The organism is Wolbachia endosymbiont (group A) of Limnophora tigrina, assembly GCF_964263225.1.
Classification (GTDB): Bacteria; Pseudomonadota; Alphaproteobacteria; order Rickettsiales; family Anaplasmataceae; genus Wolbachia.
Map to the genome: position 1 here is coordinate 930,887 of NZ_OZ181654.1, position 18,537 is coordinate 949,423.

The 18,537-nt window shown below is 35.0% G+C and carries 16 protein-coding genes, 2 tRNA genes and 2 pseudogenes; 13 read left to right on the forward strand and 7 right to left on the reverse strand.

Translation table 11 applies throughout. The annotated features are described in order from the left end of the window. Positions 1-255 precede the first annotated feature (255 nt). Both lipB and ACE38P_RS04290 read left to right on the forward strand, forming a co-directional pair. A complete protein-coding gene (gene lipB, locus ACE38P_RS04285) occupies positions 256-903 on the forward strand; it encodes a lipoyl(octanoyl) transferase LipB (RefSeq protein WP_374699572.1) in 648 nt (215 codons plus the stop codon). Beyond that, positions 903-1,862 carry an LD-carboxypeptidase gene (locus ACE38P_RS04290; protein WP_374699573.1) on the forward strand — a complete coding sequence of 320 codons (960 nt, stop codon included), beginning with the start codon at positions 903-905 and terminating at the stop codon, positions 1,860-1,862. Before lipB ends, ACE38P_RS04290 begins: the two co-directional genes overlap by 1 nt. 199 nt (positions 1,863-2,061) lie before the next feature. Here the strand turns inward: ACE38P_RS04290 and ACE38P_RS04295 are convergent, their stop codons facing one another. Further along, a complete protein-coding gene (locus ACE38P_RS04295) occupies positions 2,062-3,105 on the reverse strand; it encodes an ankyrin repeat domain-containing protein (protein WP_374699574.1) in 1,044 nt (347 codons plus the stop codon). A 200-nt stretch (positions 3,106-3,305) separates the two neighbouring features. Between ACE38P_RS04295 and dnaE the strand changes: the two genes are divergently transcribed. The 6 genes from dnaE to ACE38P_RS04325 all read left to right on the forward strand — a co-directional run bounded on the left by dnaE (position 3,306) and on the right by ACE38P_RS04325 (position 9,884). Further along, positions 3,306-6,626, forward strand: a complete 3,321-nt coding sequence (gene dnaE / locus ACE38P_RS04300; protein WP_374699575.1) for a DNA polymerase III subunit alpha — start codon at positions 3,306-3,308, stop codon at positions 6,624-6,626. Positions 6,627-6,674: 48 nt separating this feature from the next. Further along, positions 6,675-7,448, forward strand: coding sequence for a 30S ribosomal protein S6 (gene rpsF / locus ACE38P_RS04305; protein ID WP_264376165.1), 774 nt, complete (start codon positions 6,675-6,677; stop codon positions 7,446-7,448). Then, positions 7,448-7,726 carry a 30S ribosomal protein S18 gene (gene rpsR, locus ACE38P_RS04310; protein WP_010402759.1) on the forward strand — a complete coding sequence of 93 codons (279 nt, stop codon included), beginning with the start codon at positions 7,448-7,450 and terminating at the stop codon, positions 7,724-7,726. Before rpsF ends, rpsR begins: the two co-directional genes overlap by 1 nt. A gap of 3 nt (positions 7,727-7,729) precedes the next feature. Further along, positions 7,730-8,284 (forward strand): 50S ribosomal protein L9, encoded by a 555-nt coding sequence (gene rplI / locus ACE38P_RS04315; RefSeq protein ID WP_010402757.1) that lies wholly within the window; start codon positions 7,730-7,732, stop codon positions 8,282-8,284. Between the two features lie 236 nt (positions 8,285-8,520). Further along, entirely contained in the window at positions 8,521-9,813 is a 1,293-nt protein-coding gene (purB, locus tag ACE38P_RS04320; RefSeq protein ID WP_010402755.1) for an adenylosuccinate lyase, read from the forward strand. Then, a tRNA-Met gene (locus tag ACE38P_RS04325) sits at positions 9,813-9,884 on the forward strand. The genes purB and ACE38P_RS04325 overlap by 1 nt, the downstream gene beginning before the upstream one ends. Before the next feature lie 554 nt (positions 9,885-10,438). Here ACE38P_RS04325 and ACE38P_RS04335 read toward each other — a convergent pair. After that, positions 10,439-11,704 carry an iron-containing alcohol dehydrogenase gene (locus ACE38P_RS04335; protein WP_374699576.1) on the reverse strand — a complete coding sequence of 422 codons (1,266 nt, stop codon included), beginning with the start codon at positions 11,702-11,704 and terminating at the stop codon, positions 10,439-10,441. 42 nt (positions 11,705-11,746) lie between these two features. Between ACE38P_RS04335 and dapE the strand changes: the two genes are divergently transcribed. Then, complete coding sequence (gene dapE / locus ACE38P_RS04340) at positions 11,747-12,943, forward strand: succinyl-diaminopimelate desuccinylase (RefSeq protein WP_264376163.1); 1,197 nt, start codon at positions 11,747-11,749, stop codon at positions 12,941-12,943. A 440-nt stretch (positions 12,944-13,383) separates the two neighbouring features. Then, the gene (locus ACE38P_RS04345) at positions 13,384-13,674 is read left to right on the forward strand and encodes a hypothetical protein (protein WP_007301973.1); all 291 of its coding nucleotides are present in this window, start codon (positions 13,384-13,386) and stop codon (positions 13,672-13,674) included. On the opposite strand, the gene ACE38P_RS04350 is transcribed toward ACE38P_RS04345, so the two are convergent. From ACE38P_RS04350 to cutA, 3 genes are all read right to left on the reverse strand, one after another. Continuing rightward, a complete protein-coding gene (locus ACE38P_RS04350) occupies positions 13,671-14,216 on the reverse strand; it encodes a hypothetical protein (protein ID WP_064085672.1) in 546 nt (181 codons plus the stop codon). The genes ACE38P_RS04345 and ACE38P_RS04350 overlap by 4 nt on opposite strands. Before the next feature lie 21 nt (positions 14,217-14,237). Continuing rightward, positions 14,238-14,309: transfer RNA gene (locus ACE38P_RS04355), tRNA-Gln, on the reverse strand. After that, on the reverse strand, positions 14,300-14,635 hold the full coding sequence (cutA, locus tag ACE38P_RS04360) for a divalent-cation tolerance protein CutA (RefSeq protein WP_374699577.1): 336 nt from the start codon (positions 14,633-14,635) through the stop codon (positions 14,300-14,302). The genes ACE38P_RS04355 and cutA overlap by 10 nt, the downstream gene beginning before the upstream one ends. Before the next feature lie 261 nt (positions 14,636-14,896). Between cutA and ACE38P_RS04365 the strand changes: the two genes are divergently transcribed. Both ACE38P_RS04365 and ACE38P_RS04370 read left to right on the forward strand, forming a co-directional pair. Beyond that, positions 14,897-15,142, forward strand: a complete 246-nt coding sequence (locus tag ACE38P_RS04365) for a transposase (protein ID WP_264376162.1) — start codon at positions 14,897-14,899, stop codon at positions 15,140-15,142. Positions 15,143-15,216: 74 nt separating this feature from the next. Then, a pseudogene (locus ACE38P_RS04370) lies at positions 15,217-15,938 on the forward strand (IS630 family transposase); the annotation flags it as partial. Between the two features lie 8 nt (positions 15,939-15,946). Here the strand turns inward: ACE38P_RS04370 and ACE38P_RS04375 are convergent. Further along, on the reverse strand, positions 15,947-17,404 hold the full coding sequence (locus ACE38P_RS04375) for an IS4 family transposase (protein ID WP_374699293.1): 1,458 nt from the start codon (positions 17,402-17,404) through the stop codon (positions 15,947-15,949). A 61-nt stretch (positions 17,405-17,465) separates the two neighbouring features. Between ACE38P_RS04375 and ACE38P_RS04380 the strand changes: the two are divergent. Next, positions 17,466-17,573, forward strand: a pseudogene (locus tag ACE38P_RS04380) (IS630 family transposase); the annotation flags it as partial. 327 nt (positions 17,574-17,900) lie between these two features. On the opposite strand, the gene petA reads toward ACE38P_RS04380, so the two are convergent. Further along, positions 17,901-18,500, reverse strand: a complete 600-nt coding sequence (gene petA, locus ACE38P_RS04385) for a ubiquinol-cytochrome c reductase iron-sulfur subunit (RefSeq protein WP_006014178.1) — start codon at positions 18,498-18,500, stop codon at positions 17,901-17,903. Positions 18,501-18,537: the final 37 nt, after the last annotated feature.

Here is an 18,537-nt window from a genome sequence, read left to right on the forward strand (position 1 = left end):
TAAATTTGTTAAAAGATTAAAATTATAGTTGAATTATATCAATTGGTGTTACAAGAATGATATCATCTGAGTAGCTGACACTAGTTCGTTTGCGATAGTGCCATTCAAGTAGCCCATATTTGTCATCCAAGTAGCTTGACACTAGGATCCATCTTTTTATACAATTTAGTCAAATACGTTCCTTTTAGCGTAAAACAGCTATGCTTACCAGTTCAGTGTGCTATCTACAATCAAATTTCTGGATTCCAGACTGGAATGACATTGATAGACCTAAAGAAATTGAATATGACAGAATGGCTAATCTCTAACCAATTTACTGATTATAACCATGCTATAAAATTCATGGAAGCAAAAATTCAACAAATTTACAATAATTTATCTGACGAGCTAGTATGGCTGCTCCAGCACCCTCCACTTTATACTGCAGGAATCGGTGCAACAGATGATGACATTATTGAAAAATTGTTTCCTGTCTATAAAACAGGCAGGGGCGGTAAATATACATATCACGGTCCAGGGCAGCGTATTATATACTTAATGCTAAATCTTAAAAAAAGAAACAAATGTGACATAAAACTATATATCAGAGACCTAAGTAATTGGATCATAAATGTTTTAAAACACTTTAATATACTTGGGGAATTTAAGGAAGATAGAATAGGCATTTGGGTGAACAACAACGGAGTAGAAGAAAAAATAGCAGCTTTTGGCATTCGCTTGAGAAAATGGGTAACTTATCATGGCATAGCACTTAATGTCTCTCCAAACCTTTCCCACTATAAGAGTATTATTCCTTGTGGACTAAAAGATTACGGCGTTACATCAATGGAAAAACTAGGAGTAAAAGTTTCTCTTTGCGAATTAGATGATATATTAAAGCAAGAGTTTCATAAGATATTTTAATGTATTCCTTTATTCTTTATTTTCTATGCCTTTTACTCACTAATCCTGCAAATCAAGTTGATATTATTGCTCCTTCTTCGAAAGGAAAAGAATCAGATCTGCCTACTATAAGAGAATACGTAAAAACTTTGGGTTTTAATCCTCACATTTCGGAGAAAATATACAGTAATGACAACCCATTTTATTCTAACTCTGATGAGTTTAGAGCGAATGATTTGGTTAATGCGCTCACTGATGATAGCAAAATAATTTGGTGTATCAGAGGAGGAGAAGGGGCTTCTCGGCTAATTCCCTATCTAGAAAAGTTACCCAATGATAAAAAAGAAAGAATTGCTCAAAACAAAAAAATTCTTATAGGCTATAGTGATATCACTGCTTTACATATTTATCTGCAAGTTAAATATGATTGGCAAACTCTTCACGGCACCATGTTAGAAATGATAGTAAATAACTCCGTTGCTGAAAGTTCTGTTGAAAAATTAAAAGAATTAATTCTTAACCAACACAACTCTATCAGATTTGACAACTTAAAGATGATAAATAATGGAGTTAGACTAAAAAATGGCAGATTAGAGTCTAAAATCATCGGTGGTAATATGACTTTGGTTGAAAATAGCATAGGAACTGCCTGGCAAATAAACGCAAAAAACAAAATTCTATTTTTAGAAGACATAAAAGTTTATCCATATTCAATTGAGCGAAGTTTAGATCACCTAAAACAAGCTCATATTTTTGATGGAGTAGATGCAGTAATATTCGGTGACTTTGTTAACTGTTATAATGATAATCTTGTTGAAATTGTAAAAGAAAGGTTTGCAAAAAGTGTCAACTTTCCAGTATTTACAATGAAAGGAGTAGGCCATGGACATATAAATGACCCTTTACCTCTCAACACTCACACTATCATCAGCATTCAAAACGAGAAGGAGTTTATGGATGTGCAACAGTTATACAAGTAGCTTTATCTCACACTCCTTTCATTCCAGCACCTTCGTTGTCATCCTAGTATCCCCCCTTGTCATCCCAGTGCCTAGACACTGGAATCCAGATCAAGTACGGCTATTATCCAAATAACCCTTCGTTGTTATTCAAGCAGCCCCTTCATTGTCATCCCAGTGCCCAGACACTGGGATCCAGGAACCTGCGTCACGCGCTCTACTATGAAGGAATGCTAGTAACTCCCTGCTGTCCATTTATTAAGGCGGCAGATGATTTCTCTGCTCCATCAACTTTAGTACTAGGCTTTAACAATTCATATGTAGCACAACCAACTACCAGTGCTGCTGCTGTAACTGCAACCACTGCTATAACTATAGGTATCAACCGAGCTGTAATTGTTCCAGTTGTAAAAAGTGCCACTGCTATGGCAGTGCCTAATAATGTAGTTACTCCACTAGCAATCATTGCCTTATTACGTGCTTTCACAATCATTGCCTTATTATTATGTTCTTCCACAAAAGAACGTCCTCCTGCGTCTAATAGAGCTTTTACTAAGTCTTGATTCTTAGCATAATCTAAAGGAGTCTTTCCATATAAATCTACTGCATTAACATTTGTTCCTTCTTGTAATAAAATCCCTACTATACCTACGCGACCATTCTTAGCATCATTATGTAAAAAAAGAGGTTCGTCTACATCAAAATCTGCTCCTCTTCCGAATAAAGCCTCTTTTATCTTTGTGTGATCATTAAAAGCAGCATAGTGCAAAGCAGTGCGATTCAACCCATCTTTCGCATTAACATCTGCTCCTTTTGAGGTTAAAAACTCTACTATCTCTTTGCGACCATACAAAGCAGCATGGTGCAAAGCAGTGCGCTCAAAACGATCTTTCGCATTAACATCTGCTTCTTTTGAGATTAAAAACTCTACTATCTCTTTGCGACCACACAAAGCAGCATAGTGCAAAGCAGTGCGATTCAACCCATCTTTCGCATTAACATCTGCTCCTGCTCCGAGTAAAACCCCTACTGTATTTGTGTAACCATTCTGAGCAGCTATAATTAATAACTTCTGCTTTTCGCATAGGAGAATATCAAATTCATGATTTACATCAAATTCATCTTTCTTCCACTCTTGATATAGACCTTGATCCTGTTTCTTTAGTTCTTCTTGTATTTTCTTAATTATATTATTGAGATTTAAATCTTTCTCAGCCTCAATCGTCCTCAGTACTTTTTCCAGTGATTCATATTCTCCTGTCATGATTTTACCTTCAATATTAAAAGAGTTATTTAATTATTACATAATTATGATAAAAAGTCAATTAAAACAAGCTAATAACTGGGATTGTGAATAGTAAATTAGATTCAAGTAGCCTCTTTGGTGTTATTTCAGTGTTAGACCTTTTCATATCCCTACGAGCAAATTAATGTTATCCTTTTATTGCTAATCTAAAGTTTTTTATGTTCATACACTTGCGTGTTCATAGCGTTTATTCTCTGCTTGAGAGTTCGGTTAAAATTGAGGAGCTGATTGGTCTTTGTTTGCAGAACAAAATGCCGGCAGTTGCAGTTACTGATTCAGGCAACTTATTTGGCTCACTTGAGTTTGCAGAATATGCGGCAAATAAGGGAATACAGCTAATAATAGGATGCAATATTATCGTTCGACACTTAGAACAAAATTTATCAATACTCCTACTTGCAAAAAATGAACAAGGGTACACTAATTTAGTCACCTTGGTGAGTGAGTCTTTTAAAAAGTGCAAGAATAACAGCGATATTCCTTACGTTGATTTTGATGAGCTATTAAATTTAAGTTCAGGCCTAATCGCCTTAACTGGTGGATATGACGGCATATTGGCTCAACTGTTATTGAAGCAAGATAAAGAAACGATAAAAAGACTGCTCTCAGCATTCGATGGTCATTTATATGTTGAATTGCAGCGTCATGGGCTGAATAAAGAGCTAGAGCTTGAAGAAGCTTTAATAGATTTTGCTTATCAGCGCAATATACCACTAGTTGCAACGAATGATGTGTTTTTTCCAAATAAGTCTGACTATGAGGCTTATGACATATTAACGTGCATATCGGAGGGCAGTTATGCTCTCGAGAATAACAGAAAGAAGTTAACTACCGAGCATTACTTCAAATCTGTGGCAGAAATGGAGGAACTGTTCAGCGACATTCCCGAAGCAATTCATAACACTTTAGTGATAGCTAAGCGGTGCTCTTACATGCCAAGAAGCAGGCAGCCTATCTTGCCTAAATTTCCTTGTCGAGAAAATAAAACTGAGAATGAAGAACTGAGGGAGCAGGCAGTTGCAGGATTAGAATTCCGCATTGCAAATGAAACGGACATAGACCTTAAACAATACTACGATCGGCTGAATTACGAACTAAGCGTAATAACTTCGATGAACTACGCTGGCTACTTTTTGATAGTTTCTGATTTCATTCGTTGGAGCAAAGCAAATGGCATTCCAGTTGGACCGGGAAGAGGTTCTGGTGCTGGATCGATTGTTGCTTGGAGCTTACAAATTACAGATCTTGATCCAATAAAGTTTGGTCTGATCTTTGAAAGATTTTTAAATCCTGATCGTGTATCGATGCCTGACTTTGATATCGATTTCTGCCAAGAGAAAAGGGACCTGGTTATTGATTATGTTCAGAAAAAGTACGGTTATGTTGCTCAAATAATCACTTTTGGAAAATTGCAAGCAAGGGCAGTATTGCGTGATGTTGGTAGAGTATTGCAAATGCCTTACTCTCAAGTGGATAAAATATCTAAAATGGTTCCATTTAATCCAGTAAATCCTGTAACTTTATCGCAAGCGATAGAGCTTGATCAAAACCTACAGAAAGAACGAGATAGTGATGAGGTAATTGCAAAGCTTCTTGATATATCACTAAAGCTCGAAGGAATATATCGTCACGTTTCAACTCATGCTGCTGGAATTGTAATATGCGATCAAAAATTAGAAAATTTTGTTCCCGTCTATTATGATCCAAATTCGGCTCTGCCAATCACTCAATACAGCATGAAATATGTAGAGAAAGCTGGGTTAATAAAATTTGATTTTCTTGGACTTGGTACGCTAACACTAATAGATCATGTATGTCGTTTAATTAATCGTGATGAAAAAAAATTTGATATTTCCTCGGTTTCTTTGATTGATCAAAGAACCTATGAAATGCTCTCAAGAGGTGATTCAATCGGAGTGTTTCAGCTTGAAAGTTCGGGAATGAGAGAAGCTTTAATCAAACTAAAGCCAGACTGCATTGAAGATATCATCGCTTTAATTTCTCTTTATCGCCCAGGGCCTATGGATAACATTCCAACTTATGTTGCAAGAAAGCATGGACTTGAAAAGCCAGATTACATTCATCCATTGCTTGAGAAGGTGTTAAAAGAAACATTCGGAGTAATAATCTACCAAGAACAGGTAATGGAAATAGCGCGTATTCTCTCTGGATATAGCCTCGCAGAAGCAGATTTACTCAGACGTGCCATGGGTAAGAAAATTAAGGCAGAGATGGATAAACAACGTGAACTTTTTGTTCAAGGAGCAACAAAAAACGGTGTTGATTACGACAGGGCAAGTTATATTTTTGATCTTGTTGCAAAATTTGCTGGTTATGGATTTAATAAATCCCACGCTGCAGCATATGCGATTATATCTTACCAAACAGCTTACCTTAAGGCTAACTACCCGCTAGAATTTTTTACGGCCTTGATGAATCTCAATATTGATGATAGAGACAAACTGAATTTGTTTTATCATGCTGCAAAATTCAGTGGAGTTGCTGTTCTTTCGCCTGATATCAGCAAATCTAAGGCTGAATTTTCAATAGAGGGTGAGCACATACGCTACGGAATTGCTGCTTTGCGTAATGTTGGTTTTGCTATAGCAGAAGGAATAGTAAATGCACCTTATAAGGACATATGGGAATTTATTCAAAATTCTGGTCATATGATAAATAAGAGGGCGCTAGAAAGCTTAATTAAATCTGGAGCTTTCGATAGTGTGCACCAAAATAGAAAGCAGTTATACGAGTCAATAGACACATTGATTTACTTTGCAAATAAAAATAGGCAGTCAAATCAAGCTGTTTTATTTGGCAATCTTGATGTCCTCAAGCCAAAACTCGAGGATGTGGAAGATTTTAATGAAGAGGAAAAATTAGAGCATGAGTTGTTTTCACTAGGGTTTTATTTAACTAATCACCCGCTTAAAAAATTTAAAACTCTTTTGAAAAAATTAAATATTGGGTTTATCGGAGAGAGTAAGACGATAAAAACTGCTGGTGTAATATTAAATGTGCGTATGAGAACCTCAGAACGTGGAAGATTTGTTATCCTAACACTTTCTGATCCCCACAATGTTTCTGAAATAGCATTCTACAATAATGAAATAATAGAAGAAAAAAGGAATCTATTTTCACCTGGAGCATTTGTGATAATTGATCTTGAAATTTCAGAAAACACAACGAGACTATCAGGAAAGGACATATCTGAATTTACAGAAAAGGTTACTTCTCTAATGAAAGGATTAGTTTTAACTGCTGTATGTGCAGACTCGCAAAAAGTTGCTGAGGAGTTGAATTCAGTGTTAAAAAATGGAGGCAAAACCAAAATAATGCTAAAGTTTCTTCTCAAAAAACATAAAGTCAGCATCTTGTTGCCAGGTACATATTCAATCACCCCCCAAGCTATTTATGAAATATCTCACTTAAGTTGGATTGAAGGCGTAGAAATTAATACAAATAACTTGCTTATATAAAAAAGTTTTATATAATAAAGTGTTTAATTGATATTAAAGGAAGATATAGTGAATCTCTATGAATTTACTTTTATAGCACAACCGAACTTATTGCAGCAAGAAGTAGAAGAAATGGTCCAAGAATTGGCTATTTTGTTGAAAAATATTAAAGCAGATGTTATTTCTCAGGAGGTTAAAGGTCTCATAGAAAGAGAACATAGCACAGTTACAAAACAAGAGCTAGAGGCAAGTACTGAAAGCATTAAAAAAAGTCTGATTGTTTACTCTGATTTTTTTGAAACTCTGACAAAAATTTTATGGGTTGAATTGGAAGAAGATTTTTCAAATTTAAAAGAAATAAAGTCAAGAATCGATAAAGAATTGAAAAATGAACTAAGTGATACGGGAATAAAACAAAATTTTATGGACCTTCCAGGAGCTAACACTAAAAGTGCATTTATCTATAATGTAGTAAATGCTTTTAAGGAAAATATTTCACAACATCTAATAAAGCCCCTTCAAGAGGTTTTAAAAAGTTTTAAAATAGTAGACTCAAATCAATTGAGTAAAACGCTGGAAGTGCTTTTGAAAAATATTGAAGCTTCAGGATTGATAAAATATGAATATTGGGGTCTATTGGATTTTGCATACCCAATAAATAAGATGAAAAGTGGTCATTACTGTATGATGTGTATAAGTTTTACTTCAAGCATTATGGATGAATTTGAGCGTAGAGTAAAACTGAATGAGAATATTATTCGCCACTTGTCTGTACGGGTTAATGAGTTTTTTAAAGGTAAATCTTACATGCTGGATAAACAAATTGAGGAGAAAAGTGCATAATGATGAAAAGACGAAATAGTTTTAATAATTCTTACGTGTCTGTAAATAACAGAACTGGCTTTAGGCGTCCTAAGGTCTGTCCTCTTACTGCATCTAAAGATGAGGACATAGACTATAAGAATATAGATTTATTGTCCAAATTCACCTCTGACTATGGTAGAATATTACCTAGAAGGTTAACAGGTGTGTGCGCAAGAAAACAAAGAAAGTTGCGCTTAGCAATTATAAGAGCACGCTTTTTAGCTCTTGCTCCTTACTGTACTAAAAAAGTTAGGTAATTTATGTTAATAATTTTAAAGGAAAATATAACAACTTTAGGTAAGCTTGGTGAAGTTGTCAAAGTTAAGCCAGGTTATGCACGTAATTTTCTTTTTCCACAAAAAAAGGCGATGAAAGCCACTAAGGAAAATTTAATAAAGTTAGAGGAACAGCGTTTATTATTGGAAGAAGAAAATATCAAAAAATTAAATGCAGCAAAAGTGCTTGCATCATCACTGCATGATAAATTTATTATATTAATAAAGCAAGCTTCAGAGGATGGAAAGATTTTTGGCTCTGTAACCACACGTGAAATTGCAAAAACTTTATTACAAGAAGGATATGATATAAGTCATCATAGTTTATCTTTTGGTGGAATAAGTATCAAAAATTTGGGCGAGTATCAAGTAAATATAGAATTACATAGTAAAGTGATAGTTCCAATTACTATATACGTTGTAAGATCTGAAAAAGATGCACATGAATTGAGGCAAGTAAAGTTGCAAAATCAGAAATCTGAGCAACAAGAGGCAGAGCAAGATGCGAGTAAAGAAGCTACTGATGGTGATGATAGCTGATCAAAGATGATCCCTTGTTATAGTCGTAAAGAAATGTCTTCCATTGCTAAGCTGGTATCATCCCAGCGCTCCCCTCATGTCATCCCAGTGCGTGACACTGGGATCCAGTTTATTTCATCATGGACATTATTTTATGCTTCTAGAATCCGTTGTCCATTGAATAATTTGCAAATACTTTTATATCTGGATTCCAGTGTCATGCACTGGAATGACACCATTATTGGAATAAATCAAAAATGATCCCACGCTATAGCCGCAAAGAAATGTCTTCCATTTGGGAAGAAAAAAATAAGTTTAATATATGGCTCAAAATAGAAAAATTAGCGTGTGAAGCTCAAGCAGAGTTAAGAGTGATTCCAAATAGTGTTGCTCAGAAGCTCTCTGATGTTATTGAATTTGATATTGAACGTATTAACGAAATTGAATCCATTGTAAAACATGATGTTATAGCTTTTTTAACATATGTTGCTGAAGAAGCGGGAGTTGATGTTCGTTATCTTCATTATGGAATGACAAGTTCTGACGTTTTAGATACATGCCTTGCGGTTCAGTTAAAGGAATCATGTGATATTTTGCTCGAAAATTTAAAAAATATACTTGCAGCACTGAAAAAAAAGGCTGAGGACTATAAAAATATTGTTTGTGTTGGGCGCAGTCATGGAATGCATGCAGAATCAACAACTCTTGGATTAAAATTTGCTAGATTTTATGCTGAATTTAAACGCAATTATCAGAGATTAATTAGCGCGAAAACAGAGATCTCGATTTGTAAAATATCAGGTGCAGTAGGTAATTTTTCAAATGTTGATCCGTTTGTTGAAGAGTATGTAGCGAAAGAAATGGGACTTATACCTGAAACCATATCGTCTCAAGTCATTCCTCGTGATAGACACGCAATATTCTTTTCAGTTTTAGGAGTGATTGCAAGTTCAATAGAGAATATTGCCGTTGAAATACGTCACTTGCAAAGAACTGAAGTTGGAGAAATTTCTGAGTATTTTTCCACTGGTCAGAAGGGAAGTTCTGCTATGCCGCATAAGTGTAATCCTATTTTAAGTGAGAATTTGACTGGGCTCTCACGCTTAATACGCAGCTATGTTTTTCCTGCATTAGAAAATGTTGCATTATGGCACGAACGAGATATATCGCACTCGTCTGTGGAAAGATGCATTGCTCCTGATGCTTGTATAGCAATGGATTTTGCTTTAGTACGATTAACAGATTTGATAGATAAATTGGTGATCAATAAGGAAAACATTGAAAAGAACTTAAATTCTTCAAAAGGCTTGGTTTTTTCACAACGAGTATTACTCGAGTTGGTAAATAGTGGTTTGGCGAGGGAAGAGGCATATAAAATTGTTCAGAATAATGCAATGAAAGTAAAGCAAGATAACAGTGATTTTCTGTTCGAATTGAAACAAGATAAATCCTTGCATGGAATTATTGACTCTGAAAAACTTGAGTCTTTGTTTGATTTGAAGTATTATATGAAACATATAGATTACATATATAGCAAGGTTTTTAATTAGGCTGAGTAGCTCAGTGGTAGAGCAGGAGGATCATAATCTCTTGGTCGGGGGTTCAAATCCCTCCTCAGCCACTCAAGCTAAGCTATGGTTTGGCGATAGCAGCGCACTTGACAAAATAACGTGATTCATTGTCAATTAACTGAAGTTTTTTTTCAGTTGTTCATATAGTACATGGAATAATGTATGTGAAGTGATAAAGATACAACATTTGTTGTATCTATTCAGGGGAATGGCTAATGGTATCCGTTCAAGAAAGTGGTAAGGTAGATGAGAAAAGACAACTAAATGAATTTCATCCGAGTAGCTGACACTGGCATCTATATAAAGACAATCTAATGCACTCATTTAAAGTGAAGTTTTCTGGATCCCAGTGTCTAGGCACTGGGATAACAAGAAAAGAGTTGACTTGAATGACACCGAATAGGTACTGGGACAGAGGCTACTTGAATAATATTTTACCATGTCATTCCAGCACTTGATGCTGGAATCCAGAAGTTTTTTGAGCACAAAAGTCATGCTAAGTTTTTGTTGTTAAGAAAGGCTGGATAGCTACTTGCATGACACCATTTGTTACTGTGTTTTTGTCTATCTTATTTTGCTACCCTACTGAACGAATACACAAAATCTAACTTTTTTCTATACAACCAGCCAGGTCAAGAAAGGTGAATCTATCTCTTGTTGCAAATGTAAGATTGACTACCTTGCAATATTGCTCTTTGTTCCAATTAAGATGCTCCGGTAAGTACGGAATTGATAGATCTTCAAATACTTTCTGCAGGTGTTTTGCAGATAGTAAATTTTGCTTAATTAAACTAGAAATATTACTCCATTCTTTGCAAATAATCTCTTGAATTTTTTGCTGCATCATTTGCTTCTGCTTTAGAATTTTTATAAATTCGGTATTACCAAAGCACTGAGTTATATGTTTTACATCTAAAGTGATCGGTTTGGTAATCGGGTTTCGTATTGACAATATCTCCTCTTGCAAGTTAGCCATGGTAATCGTTGTCACAGCAATTTTTTCCCCATGTAACGAGGAGGAATAATCCTGTGTTACCATCTCAATTGCATGAGCTATCATATGTTCTCCTTGACTTGCAGAGTAACTGCCTTTTGACATCACCATTCCGAGTCCTGAAATCAATAAGGCTTCCATAAGTAATAAAACTACTCTTTTATCTTTTTTAGCAAGTGCCAAGTGTTCTCTGAGCAAAATTTCCTCCAGATTGCGAACAAGTTTAAAGGGGAGTTCATTATATTCTGTGCCAAGTAATAGATGAGATAATAGCCAATCGGCTTGTACTGTTGAACGGCAGATGAAATCTGCAAATCCACTTAATGTGAGGCGTGGTGGTGCGTTGGCAATTATATCGGTATCAATGTATATTGCCTTTGGAAGATGTGCTCCGAACGATTTTTTATATCCATCAACTAATATTGAAGCGTTTGCAGAGCTATATCCATTCATGGAAGCAGCTGTTGGAAAGGATATGTAGTCTTTGCCTTCTAAATAGCTTGCGTACTTACAGATATCATTAACAGTGCCACTGCCAAATGCAACCATTAAGTCACTATCTTTTGCTTTATTTCTAACTAGGTTTACAGCTTGGAGAGAAGCAGCTCTGTTCAGTCTATTTGGTGTCATCCAAGTAGCGTGACACTGCGATCGATCATAGTCACGCGCTGGAATGACAGGTGTGGCTGGAATAATTAAATGAGAAACTTTATTAAGTATGTTTTTGTTTAAAAGTTTTGCTGTATTTTCATCTGCAATCAGAAAAATGTCATTTCCATATTGTCTACATATTTCATAGATATTATCAGCAAGTACTGTTACTTCCCTAATAAGAACTTGTTCTGTGTGCTGTAATATTTGTTTTAAATATCGCATAGAATGTTTACAATACGGTAATGTTAGTATTTCAAGATTGATATGAAGATTGACCCTGTAGAACTAACTAAGAAATTAATTTCTTTTAAAAGTATAACACCAAAAGACGATGGGGCAATAGAGCATATAGCAGCCATTCTCAAGAAAAGTGGTTTTGAATGTGAGATTTTAGAGTTTGGTGATAAAGTTAAAAATCTTTATGCGAAATATATAAATGGAGTACCAAACTTGTGTTTTGCTGGACATGTTGATGTTGTACCACCAGGTGAGTTAAAAGATTGGATATCTGATCCATTTAAGCCAGAAATTAGAGATGGAATGCTATATGGAAGAGGAGCAGCTGATATGAAAAGTGGAATAGCCGCATTTATTGCTGCTATGGTAGATTCAGTTGCAGGTAAGTTTCGATTCAGTGGTTCAATCAGTGCATTGATTACCAGTGCTGAAGAAAGCGCGGAAGAACATGGAACAAAGGAAGTTTTGGAATGGATGAAAAGTAAGCAAAAAAAGATAGATTTTTGTATAGTTGGAGAACCAACGAGTAGTGAGAAATTAGGTGATACCATAAAAATAGGTAGAAGAGGTTCTGCAACATTTAAATTGATTTGCCATGGTAAACAAGGGCACGTTGCCTACCCAGATCTAGCAGATAATCCAATATATAAAATGGTATCGATACTAAGTAAGATAAAAGATACCACTTTTGATACTGGTAATAAATACTTTCAGCCTTCACATTGCGAAATTACTACTATCGACGTTGGAAATAATACTAATAATCTAATACCTAGTTCAATAGCAGCAGGTTTTAATGTTCGATATAACAATACACAAACACCAGACGTTTTATATAAGATGATTGATGCAATATGCACCAATGTGACTAACGATTATAAACTTTCTATGCAGAACAGCAGGGACGTTTTTCTCTCTAATCCTGACAGAAATACTGATATTATGCTTGATGCGATAAATAAAATTACCGGTATTGATGCTGTGCTGAGCACAAGTGGTGGCACATCTGATGCTGCGTTTATTAAGGATATTTGTCCAGTAATTGAATTTGGTATGATCAACAAAACCGCACATCAGGTAAATGAATGCGTATCAATAGACGATATACATAAATTAACAGCTATATATAAGGAGTTTATAAAAAATTATTTTTACCCCACTAATAAAATATTAAACCAGATCAATGTAATTGGTAATACGCCTGATGGTCCATTATTAGCTTGAGGTGCAGTTGCATAGAGAAGAAAACTTACTAGACACATTTTACCAGCCCCTTATTATAATATTAAGGGTATTTTTGACTCAAAACTTGTCTTTGATCTGTGCAAGCTCAATAACAAAAACTCAGTAAAAAGCTTATTGGCGAAAATTATCTGTTCAGCAGAGTGACAAAATAAGATAGACAAAAAGGGTATAAGAACAAATAGTGTCATGCAACACTGGTGTTTTGTACACAAAACGTTGTAAAGCGCTTTTGTCAACCTGGATCCCAGCTCGGATAACAAGAAAAGAAGCACTGGTTTCACATAGATCTGAATAGATATAATTTCTTAAACATTTATAGCTCACATAAAACCCGGTCTGACTGTCATAAAGGCTACTCATTGCAGCAGACAACTTTCGCACTACTTCAAATTCTAATTTTCAACTTAAAGAGGTACATAATGTCAAATAACTTCAATTTCAAAGAATTTTTTCACCATCACGAAGCAAATAGCACTTTAGATGATATACAAAGGTACTGCATACTGTGGCAATCAGTGATATCACAGGCAATGATTGATGCAGCAAGTAACTGTAAAAAAACAGAAAGCTTGGTAGAGAAACGTAAAGCAATTTCCTGGCTATCAGACTTCAGTCAAGATTTTGTTGAAACATGTATACTGGCTGATTGCGATCCGTTATACGTAAAAAACAAAATACAGCCAATTCTAAAAAAGATAAAGCCCTTTTAATGAGGTTTACCCCTCTCACCAAGAAAAATATCATTTAATCTTTTTTCTATAGCTTCATCTATATCTTGGATTAATAGCTGCTTTATCATATTCACTTTCCGTTCTGCCTCTTGAAGATTATTGTTACCGTAACTGTTCTTATTACTATAACCATAACTACTGCCATTTGGTTTATTACTCATTTTTCTTCTTGTTCTGAGTATCTGAACTATCTTCTCCTTGAAAAAAGACTTCCAGCCTGTGCCAGAAAATAATTTGTAGAGAAAATGCGGAGTAAGAAACGCTACTAATATTCTAATAGAAACTCCATAACCCAAATCATCTCTATTTTCATAATACCATTTTAAATATTGATACAAATGGTAAAATGCATTTTTGAAAGAGCTAAACTCTACAGTATACCAAAAACCATTGGTGAGAAACATAAGCATAATGCTCGATGTATAAAGATACAGAGTGAAAAGAAATAGCTTGACAACTATATCTTTCAAGCTGCCCAGTATATAATTAAATAACCTTAATTTATAAAAAAGTGATATCATTTCACGCACACTTTAATAAAGCTGGGGTGGAAGGATTCGAACCTTCGCGTGACGGTATCAAAAACCGCTGCCTTACCACTTGGCTACACCCCAATATTGTTTATATCAATAACATTATTAACCCAATTAGTAAAAGATTTATTCGCTTTTCCTATGGGTATTATCACAACGGCTGGTTGATCATAAGAATGCATTGCCTCGATTTTTTCTACAATCTTATCAGCCTGATCATTCCTACTCTTCATAATTGTCACCACTTCACAATTACTATTAATTTTACCTTCCCATAAATACAGAGAATTTACTTCAGGAAATATATTTACACACACAATTAACTTCTTGTTTAACAATTCTTCAGAAATAGCCTTAGCCTCTTTCAAGTTTGAGAAAGTTATATAGACTAAAACTAAATTGCTCATTAACCGCTACATAAATGCATTTTTACTATACTCTACTTAGATTTATTCATCAAGAGAAAATAGGAGAGACCTCTTCAGTGCTTGACACACAGAAATTGAAGATGTCATTTAGTAGCTCTCCCCTTGTCATCCCAGTAGTTCTCCTCTTGTCATCCCAGTGCGTGACACTGGGATGGCTTTGTTGCATCGCTCAAGTGAAAAGAACTGGCAGTTACTGACAAAATTCATTATAAATAGCCATTTAACTGTTGAAGAAAAAATATGCCACAAAAAATGAGAGTCAGTAACTGCCATGAATATAACAAATTTCTCCAAGAAAGAGGAAGCATTTTTTGTTATATCAATGACGCCATAGAAAATTGGTACGAGAATTGTCCAAAAATGCAGGGCGGCAACTATATTTATAGTGATAAAGTTGTGATTTTAGTGCATATAATCGTCAGTTTCTTTAGAATTGGTTTAAGACAAACAGTCGGGTTTATAAAAGGGTATTTGCAACAAAAATGAATTTTGTCAGTATAGCCCTTCTCATAATAGTCCAAAAAGAGTAAGATATGGATTGATAGTAGTGGAAGGTAAGGATGCCAGTAGCATATAGTTATGACTTAAGAAAAAAGGTAATGGAAGCATTGGATGAAGGAGAGAGTGGAGAAACTGTTGCCAAGAGATTTAAGATCGGAAAAACAACTTTATATGAGTGGAAGAAAAGACGTGAGAAAACGGGAGATTTTCAATCAAAAAAGCTTGGAAGCGTGGCATAAAATTACCGACTGGAATGCATTTGCCGAATTTGCAAATGAGCAAGGTGGCAAAACTCAGTCAGAGATGCTGGGGCAATATTAGTAGACAAACAATTCATCGAGCACTTAAAAATATAGGATTCACAAGAAAAAAAAGACCTACGGATATAAAGAAAGAAATGAAGAAAAGCGAGCTCAATTTTCAAAGGTTATAGCAACAAAAGAACCTAAAGAATTAGTGTATATAGATGAGTCTGGACACTGAACCTATGGGTATTGCCAGAAAGGACAGCGGTTTTATGCCCTAAAATCTGGGAAGAAAACTCAACGAATTAGCATGGTTGCAGCCTTAAGTGGAAGAAAAATAATTGCTCCGTTAACCTTTGAAGGCCACTGCAATATGGATATCTTTAATAAATGGTTTGAGCAGTTTCTGACACCGATTTTGAAACCTGGACAAACTGTTATCCTTGATAATGCTACTTTTCATAAGTCTAATAAGATTTGCTAAAGGAGTTGGCGCAGAAATTTTATATCTACCGCCTTATTCTCCCGATTTTAACCCTCACTTTTACCCACAATTTTGAGAGGTCATGATGTGAAGCATAACTATGCTCTCCTTAAGATTTTCATAGCCCCGCCATAGAGTCATAGCCCCTGGTAAATTATCACTTTTTCTATTCATAAATCCACCTAATTTTCCTAACCAAATAATAGCTTGTTTTATGTTTGGAGGTTCTTCTGGCAATGTAGCTACTTTATGCTCACGTATGAAAAGGGCCTTCCACTCTTCGTTGCTTAAAATTTTAGTACAGGTTTCCATGGGATTTGATAAAGCGACTTTTGTTAAATATAAAATTTTAAATGCAATAATGCTCTTTATAGCAATTAATTTCTGTAGCCTTTCCTTTGTAGTTAAACGAGAGCTTTCTATTTTACATCCTGATTTTAAAACCCTGAAATACTCCTCAATTTTCCATCTTAGCTTATACCAATTTATCCTTTCTATAGCATCTAAAGTGCTATTAACTGGTACATTAGTCAGCAAAGTCCAATCAATAGCTTCCAATCCTTCAGGAGGATTTGTTTCTTTTGCACTTACCACATATACAGGGATTTTATCACTTATTTTATGCACTGTGTCTTTTGATCCATAAATTGAAGAAGATCTGATAGGTATATAGCCTTTCATATACTTAACTTCAATATTAGCTTTCCTTGATCTTTGGTTTCCACCTTTATTAACTTCTAGAGAAATTTTCTTCTTTACTGGCAGTTGAGTGATGCGTGTTTGCAAATCTGTTTTTCCAATTTCAGTACAGATAAATCTTCTATTAGTTCGATTACGGATTACATAAAAACTACCTAATGTCTCAGTGATCCATAAAAATTTGAAGATATCTGCCTCTCTATCACCAAGGGTAACAAGTTGTACATTTGCAGGAAGGTTGTTTATGCTTTCTTTGAGAGCTGTTATCCACTTATAACTTTCTTTTTCTTCTATGGAGGTACGGTATTTCCTGTTTGCTTTTTCTTGTGACGTTTCTTTTTCCCTAATAGAACGTGCCCAACATTGTTGAGAAGATAGACCTAAAGGCAATCCGTCTTTGCTGACTATTAAGGCACTGTGCAACAGTAAACCCATTTTATGCTTCGTATAAGCTTTAGAAATACTACCTAGCCTCTTAGTTTTTATATGAGAGTCAAAATCCAAATAACTTGTATCTTGAACTGAAAAAACAAACTGATTTCCTTTCATTCTCTCCATAGTTTCTTTGTAATGGGAAGAATAAATTTCCTTATCCTTAAGCTTTTCATTGCTAAATAATCTGTATGCACCCTTAGCTTCTTTCCATCCACTACAGCTTTGATTAATTGATCCAGACGCCTTACCCTCTATACAATAGCCTGTTTTAATAAGTCTCTTATTAAGTCTTGTATCTCCTAAATTAACGTGTTTTAACTCTCTTTCCAGCCATTTATCCCCTAAGCCATCAGTATATTGCACATTTGTACTTACTTCACTCATTTTAATCCCAAATTTATTTGGTATCCATTTTACTCACTTTTTTATTTGTGGGTAAAAGTGAGATTTTAACAAAATTGAGCATCATTGGTTTGCTATAAAAAACAGAGCTAGGAAAAACATCCCTCTATTCACATCTTTTCGTCATGCTGTTGATTCCGCTTTTCTATAAGCTTTTCGGACTATTATGAAAAGAGCTATATTAAGCTATATAACTCAAAATCTTGATAAAATGCAGAAAAGTTTTTTTAATTTCAGCTCCATCCTCGAAGAGTTAGAAAATAACTTTAAGCAAGTTAGTCAGAATTTTTCTGACGCAAAGGAACAAGTTTTAAATTTAGCTGTCAACTCTGAAAATTTGGCAGGCAAGTTTCTTAATTATCACCCGAATATGTGCATAGTATAAAATTAGCTTGATAGACTTCAAGAGCTTTGCCTATGAAGTCAGTGTGCTTCTTGAAATGCAATATACTTTTATTACTTTAATTATGAAAATCCGTTAAGCCTTCTTGCCAATTACTACAATATTTTCACTTGGAAAAAAGTAGTCAGGTATAGCCATGTTCTTTGGTGCAGGACCGCCAATTACTCGGCCTGATGTGTCATAATATGAACCGTGACAAGGGCAGAACCAACCGTTGCCGTCTTTTGTAGCGTGATCAACTGGTACACATCCAAGATGGGTGCATATTCCAATCATAATTAACCATTCATCTTTTCCTTTGTATACTCTTTTTTCATCTGATTCAGGATCTCTCAAATTTTCTGCATTTATGGCTCTTGCAGCCTCAATCTCTTGTTTTGTGCGCTTGCGGATAAATACTGGCTTACCTTGCCATTTTACCTTTTTTCCTTGTCCTTCTTGAATATCAGATAGATTAACCTCAACCGTAGACATCGCTAAAACCTCAGCAGAAGGATTCATAGACTTAACCAATGGCCAAAGACCGCTTGCAGCTCCTATACCTGCCATGGCACACGTAGTTAATGTGATAAAATCTCTTCTACTCTTATTTTTGGCAAAATCTTTAACAAGAGATGTTTTTTTATTCTTCTCATTCGTCAATGATTTTTTATTTTTAGTTAACTTCTTATCCATCAATCTCTACTTGAACATAGACATATATTTTAATTTA

Bases quoted from the DNA above. Each gene is read 5' to 3' on its own strand.
- purB (WP_010402755.1), top strand. From the start codon at position 8,521: ATGATCCCACGCTATAGCCGCAAAGAAATGTCTTCCATTTGGGAAGAA.
- ACE38P_RS04335 (WP_374699576.1), bottom strand. From the start codon at position 11,704: ATGCGATATTTAAAACAAATATTACAGCACACAGAACAAGTTCTTATT.
- ACE38P_RS04350 (WP_064085672.1), bottom strand. From the start codon at position 14,216: ATGATATCACTTTTTTATAAATTAAGGTTATTTAATTATATACTGGGC.
- ACE38P_RS04290 (WP_374699573.1), top strand. From the start codon at position 903: ATGTATTCCTTTATTCTTTATTTTCTATGCCTTTTACTCACTAATCCT.
- dnaE (WP_374699575.1), top strand. From the start codon at position 3,306: ATGTTCATACACTTGCGTGTTCATAGCGTTTATTCTCTGCTTGAGAGT.
- rpsR (WP_010402759.1), top strand. From the start codon at position 7,448: ATGATGAAAAGACGAAATAGTTTTAATAATTCTTACGTGTCTGTAAAT.
- ACE38P_RS04375 (WP_374699293.1), bottom strand. From the start codon at position 17,404: ATGAGTGAAGTAAGTACAAATGTGCAATATACTGATGGCTTAGGGGAT.
- ACE38P_RS04345 (WP_007301973.1), top strand. From the start codon at position 13,384: ATGTCAAATAACTTCAATTTCAAAGAATTTTTTCACCATCACGAAGCA.
- rplI (WP_010402757.1), top strand. From the start codon at position 7,730: ATGTTAATAATTTTAAAGGAAAATATAACAACTTTAGGTAAGCTTGGT.
- dapE (WP_264376163.1), top strand. From the start codon at position 11,747: ATGAAGATTGACCCTGTAGAACTAACTAAGAAATTAATTTCTTTTAAA.
- lipB (WP_374699572.1), top strand. From the start codon at position 256: ATGACATTGATAGACCTAAAGAAATTGAATATGACAGAATGGCTAATC.
- cutA (WP_374699577.1), bottom strand. From the start codon at position 14,635: ATGAGCAATTTAGTTTTAGTCTATATAACTTTCTCAAACTTGAAAGAG.
- ACE38P_RS04295 (WP_374699574.1), bottom strand. From the start codon at position 3,105: ATGACAGGAGAATATGAATCACTGGAAAAAGTACTGAGGACGATTGAG.
- ACE38P_RS04365 (WP_264376162.1), top strand. From the start codon at position 14,897: ATGCCACAAAAAATGAGAGTCAGTAACTGCCATGAATATAACAAATTT.
- petA (WP_006014178.1), bottom strand. From the start codon at position 18,500: ATGGATAAGAAGTTAACTAAAAATAAAAAATCATTGACGAATGAGAAG.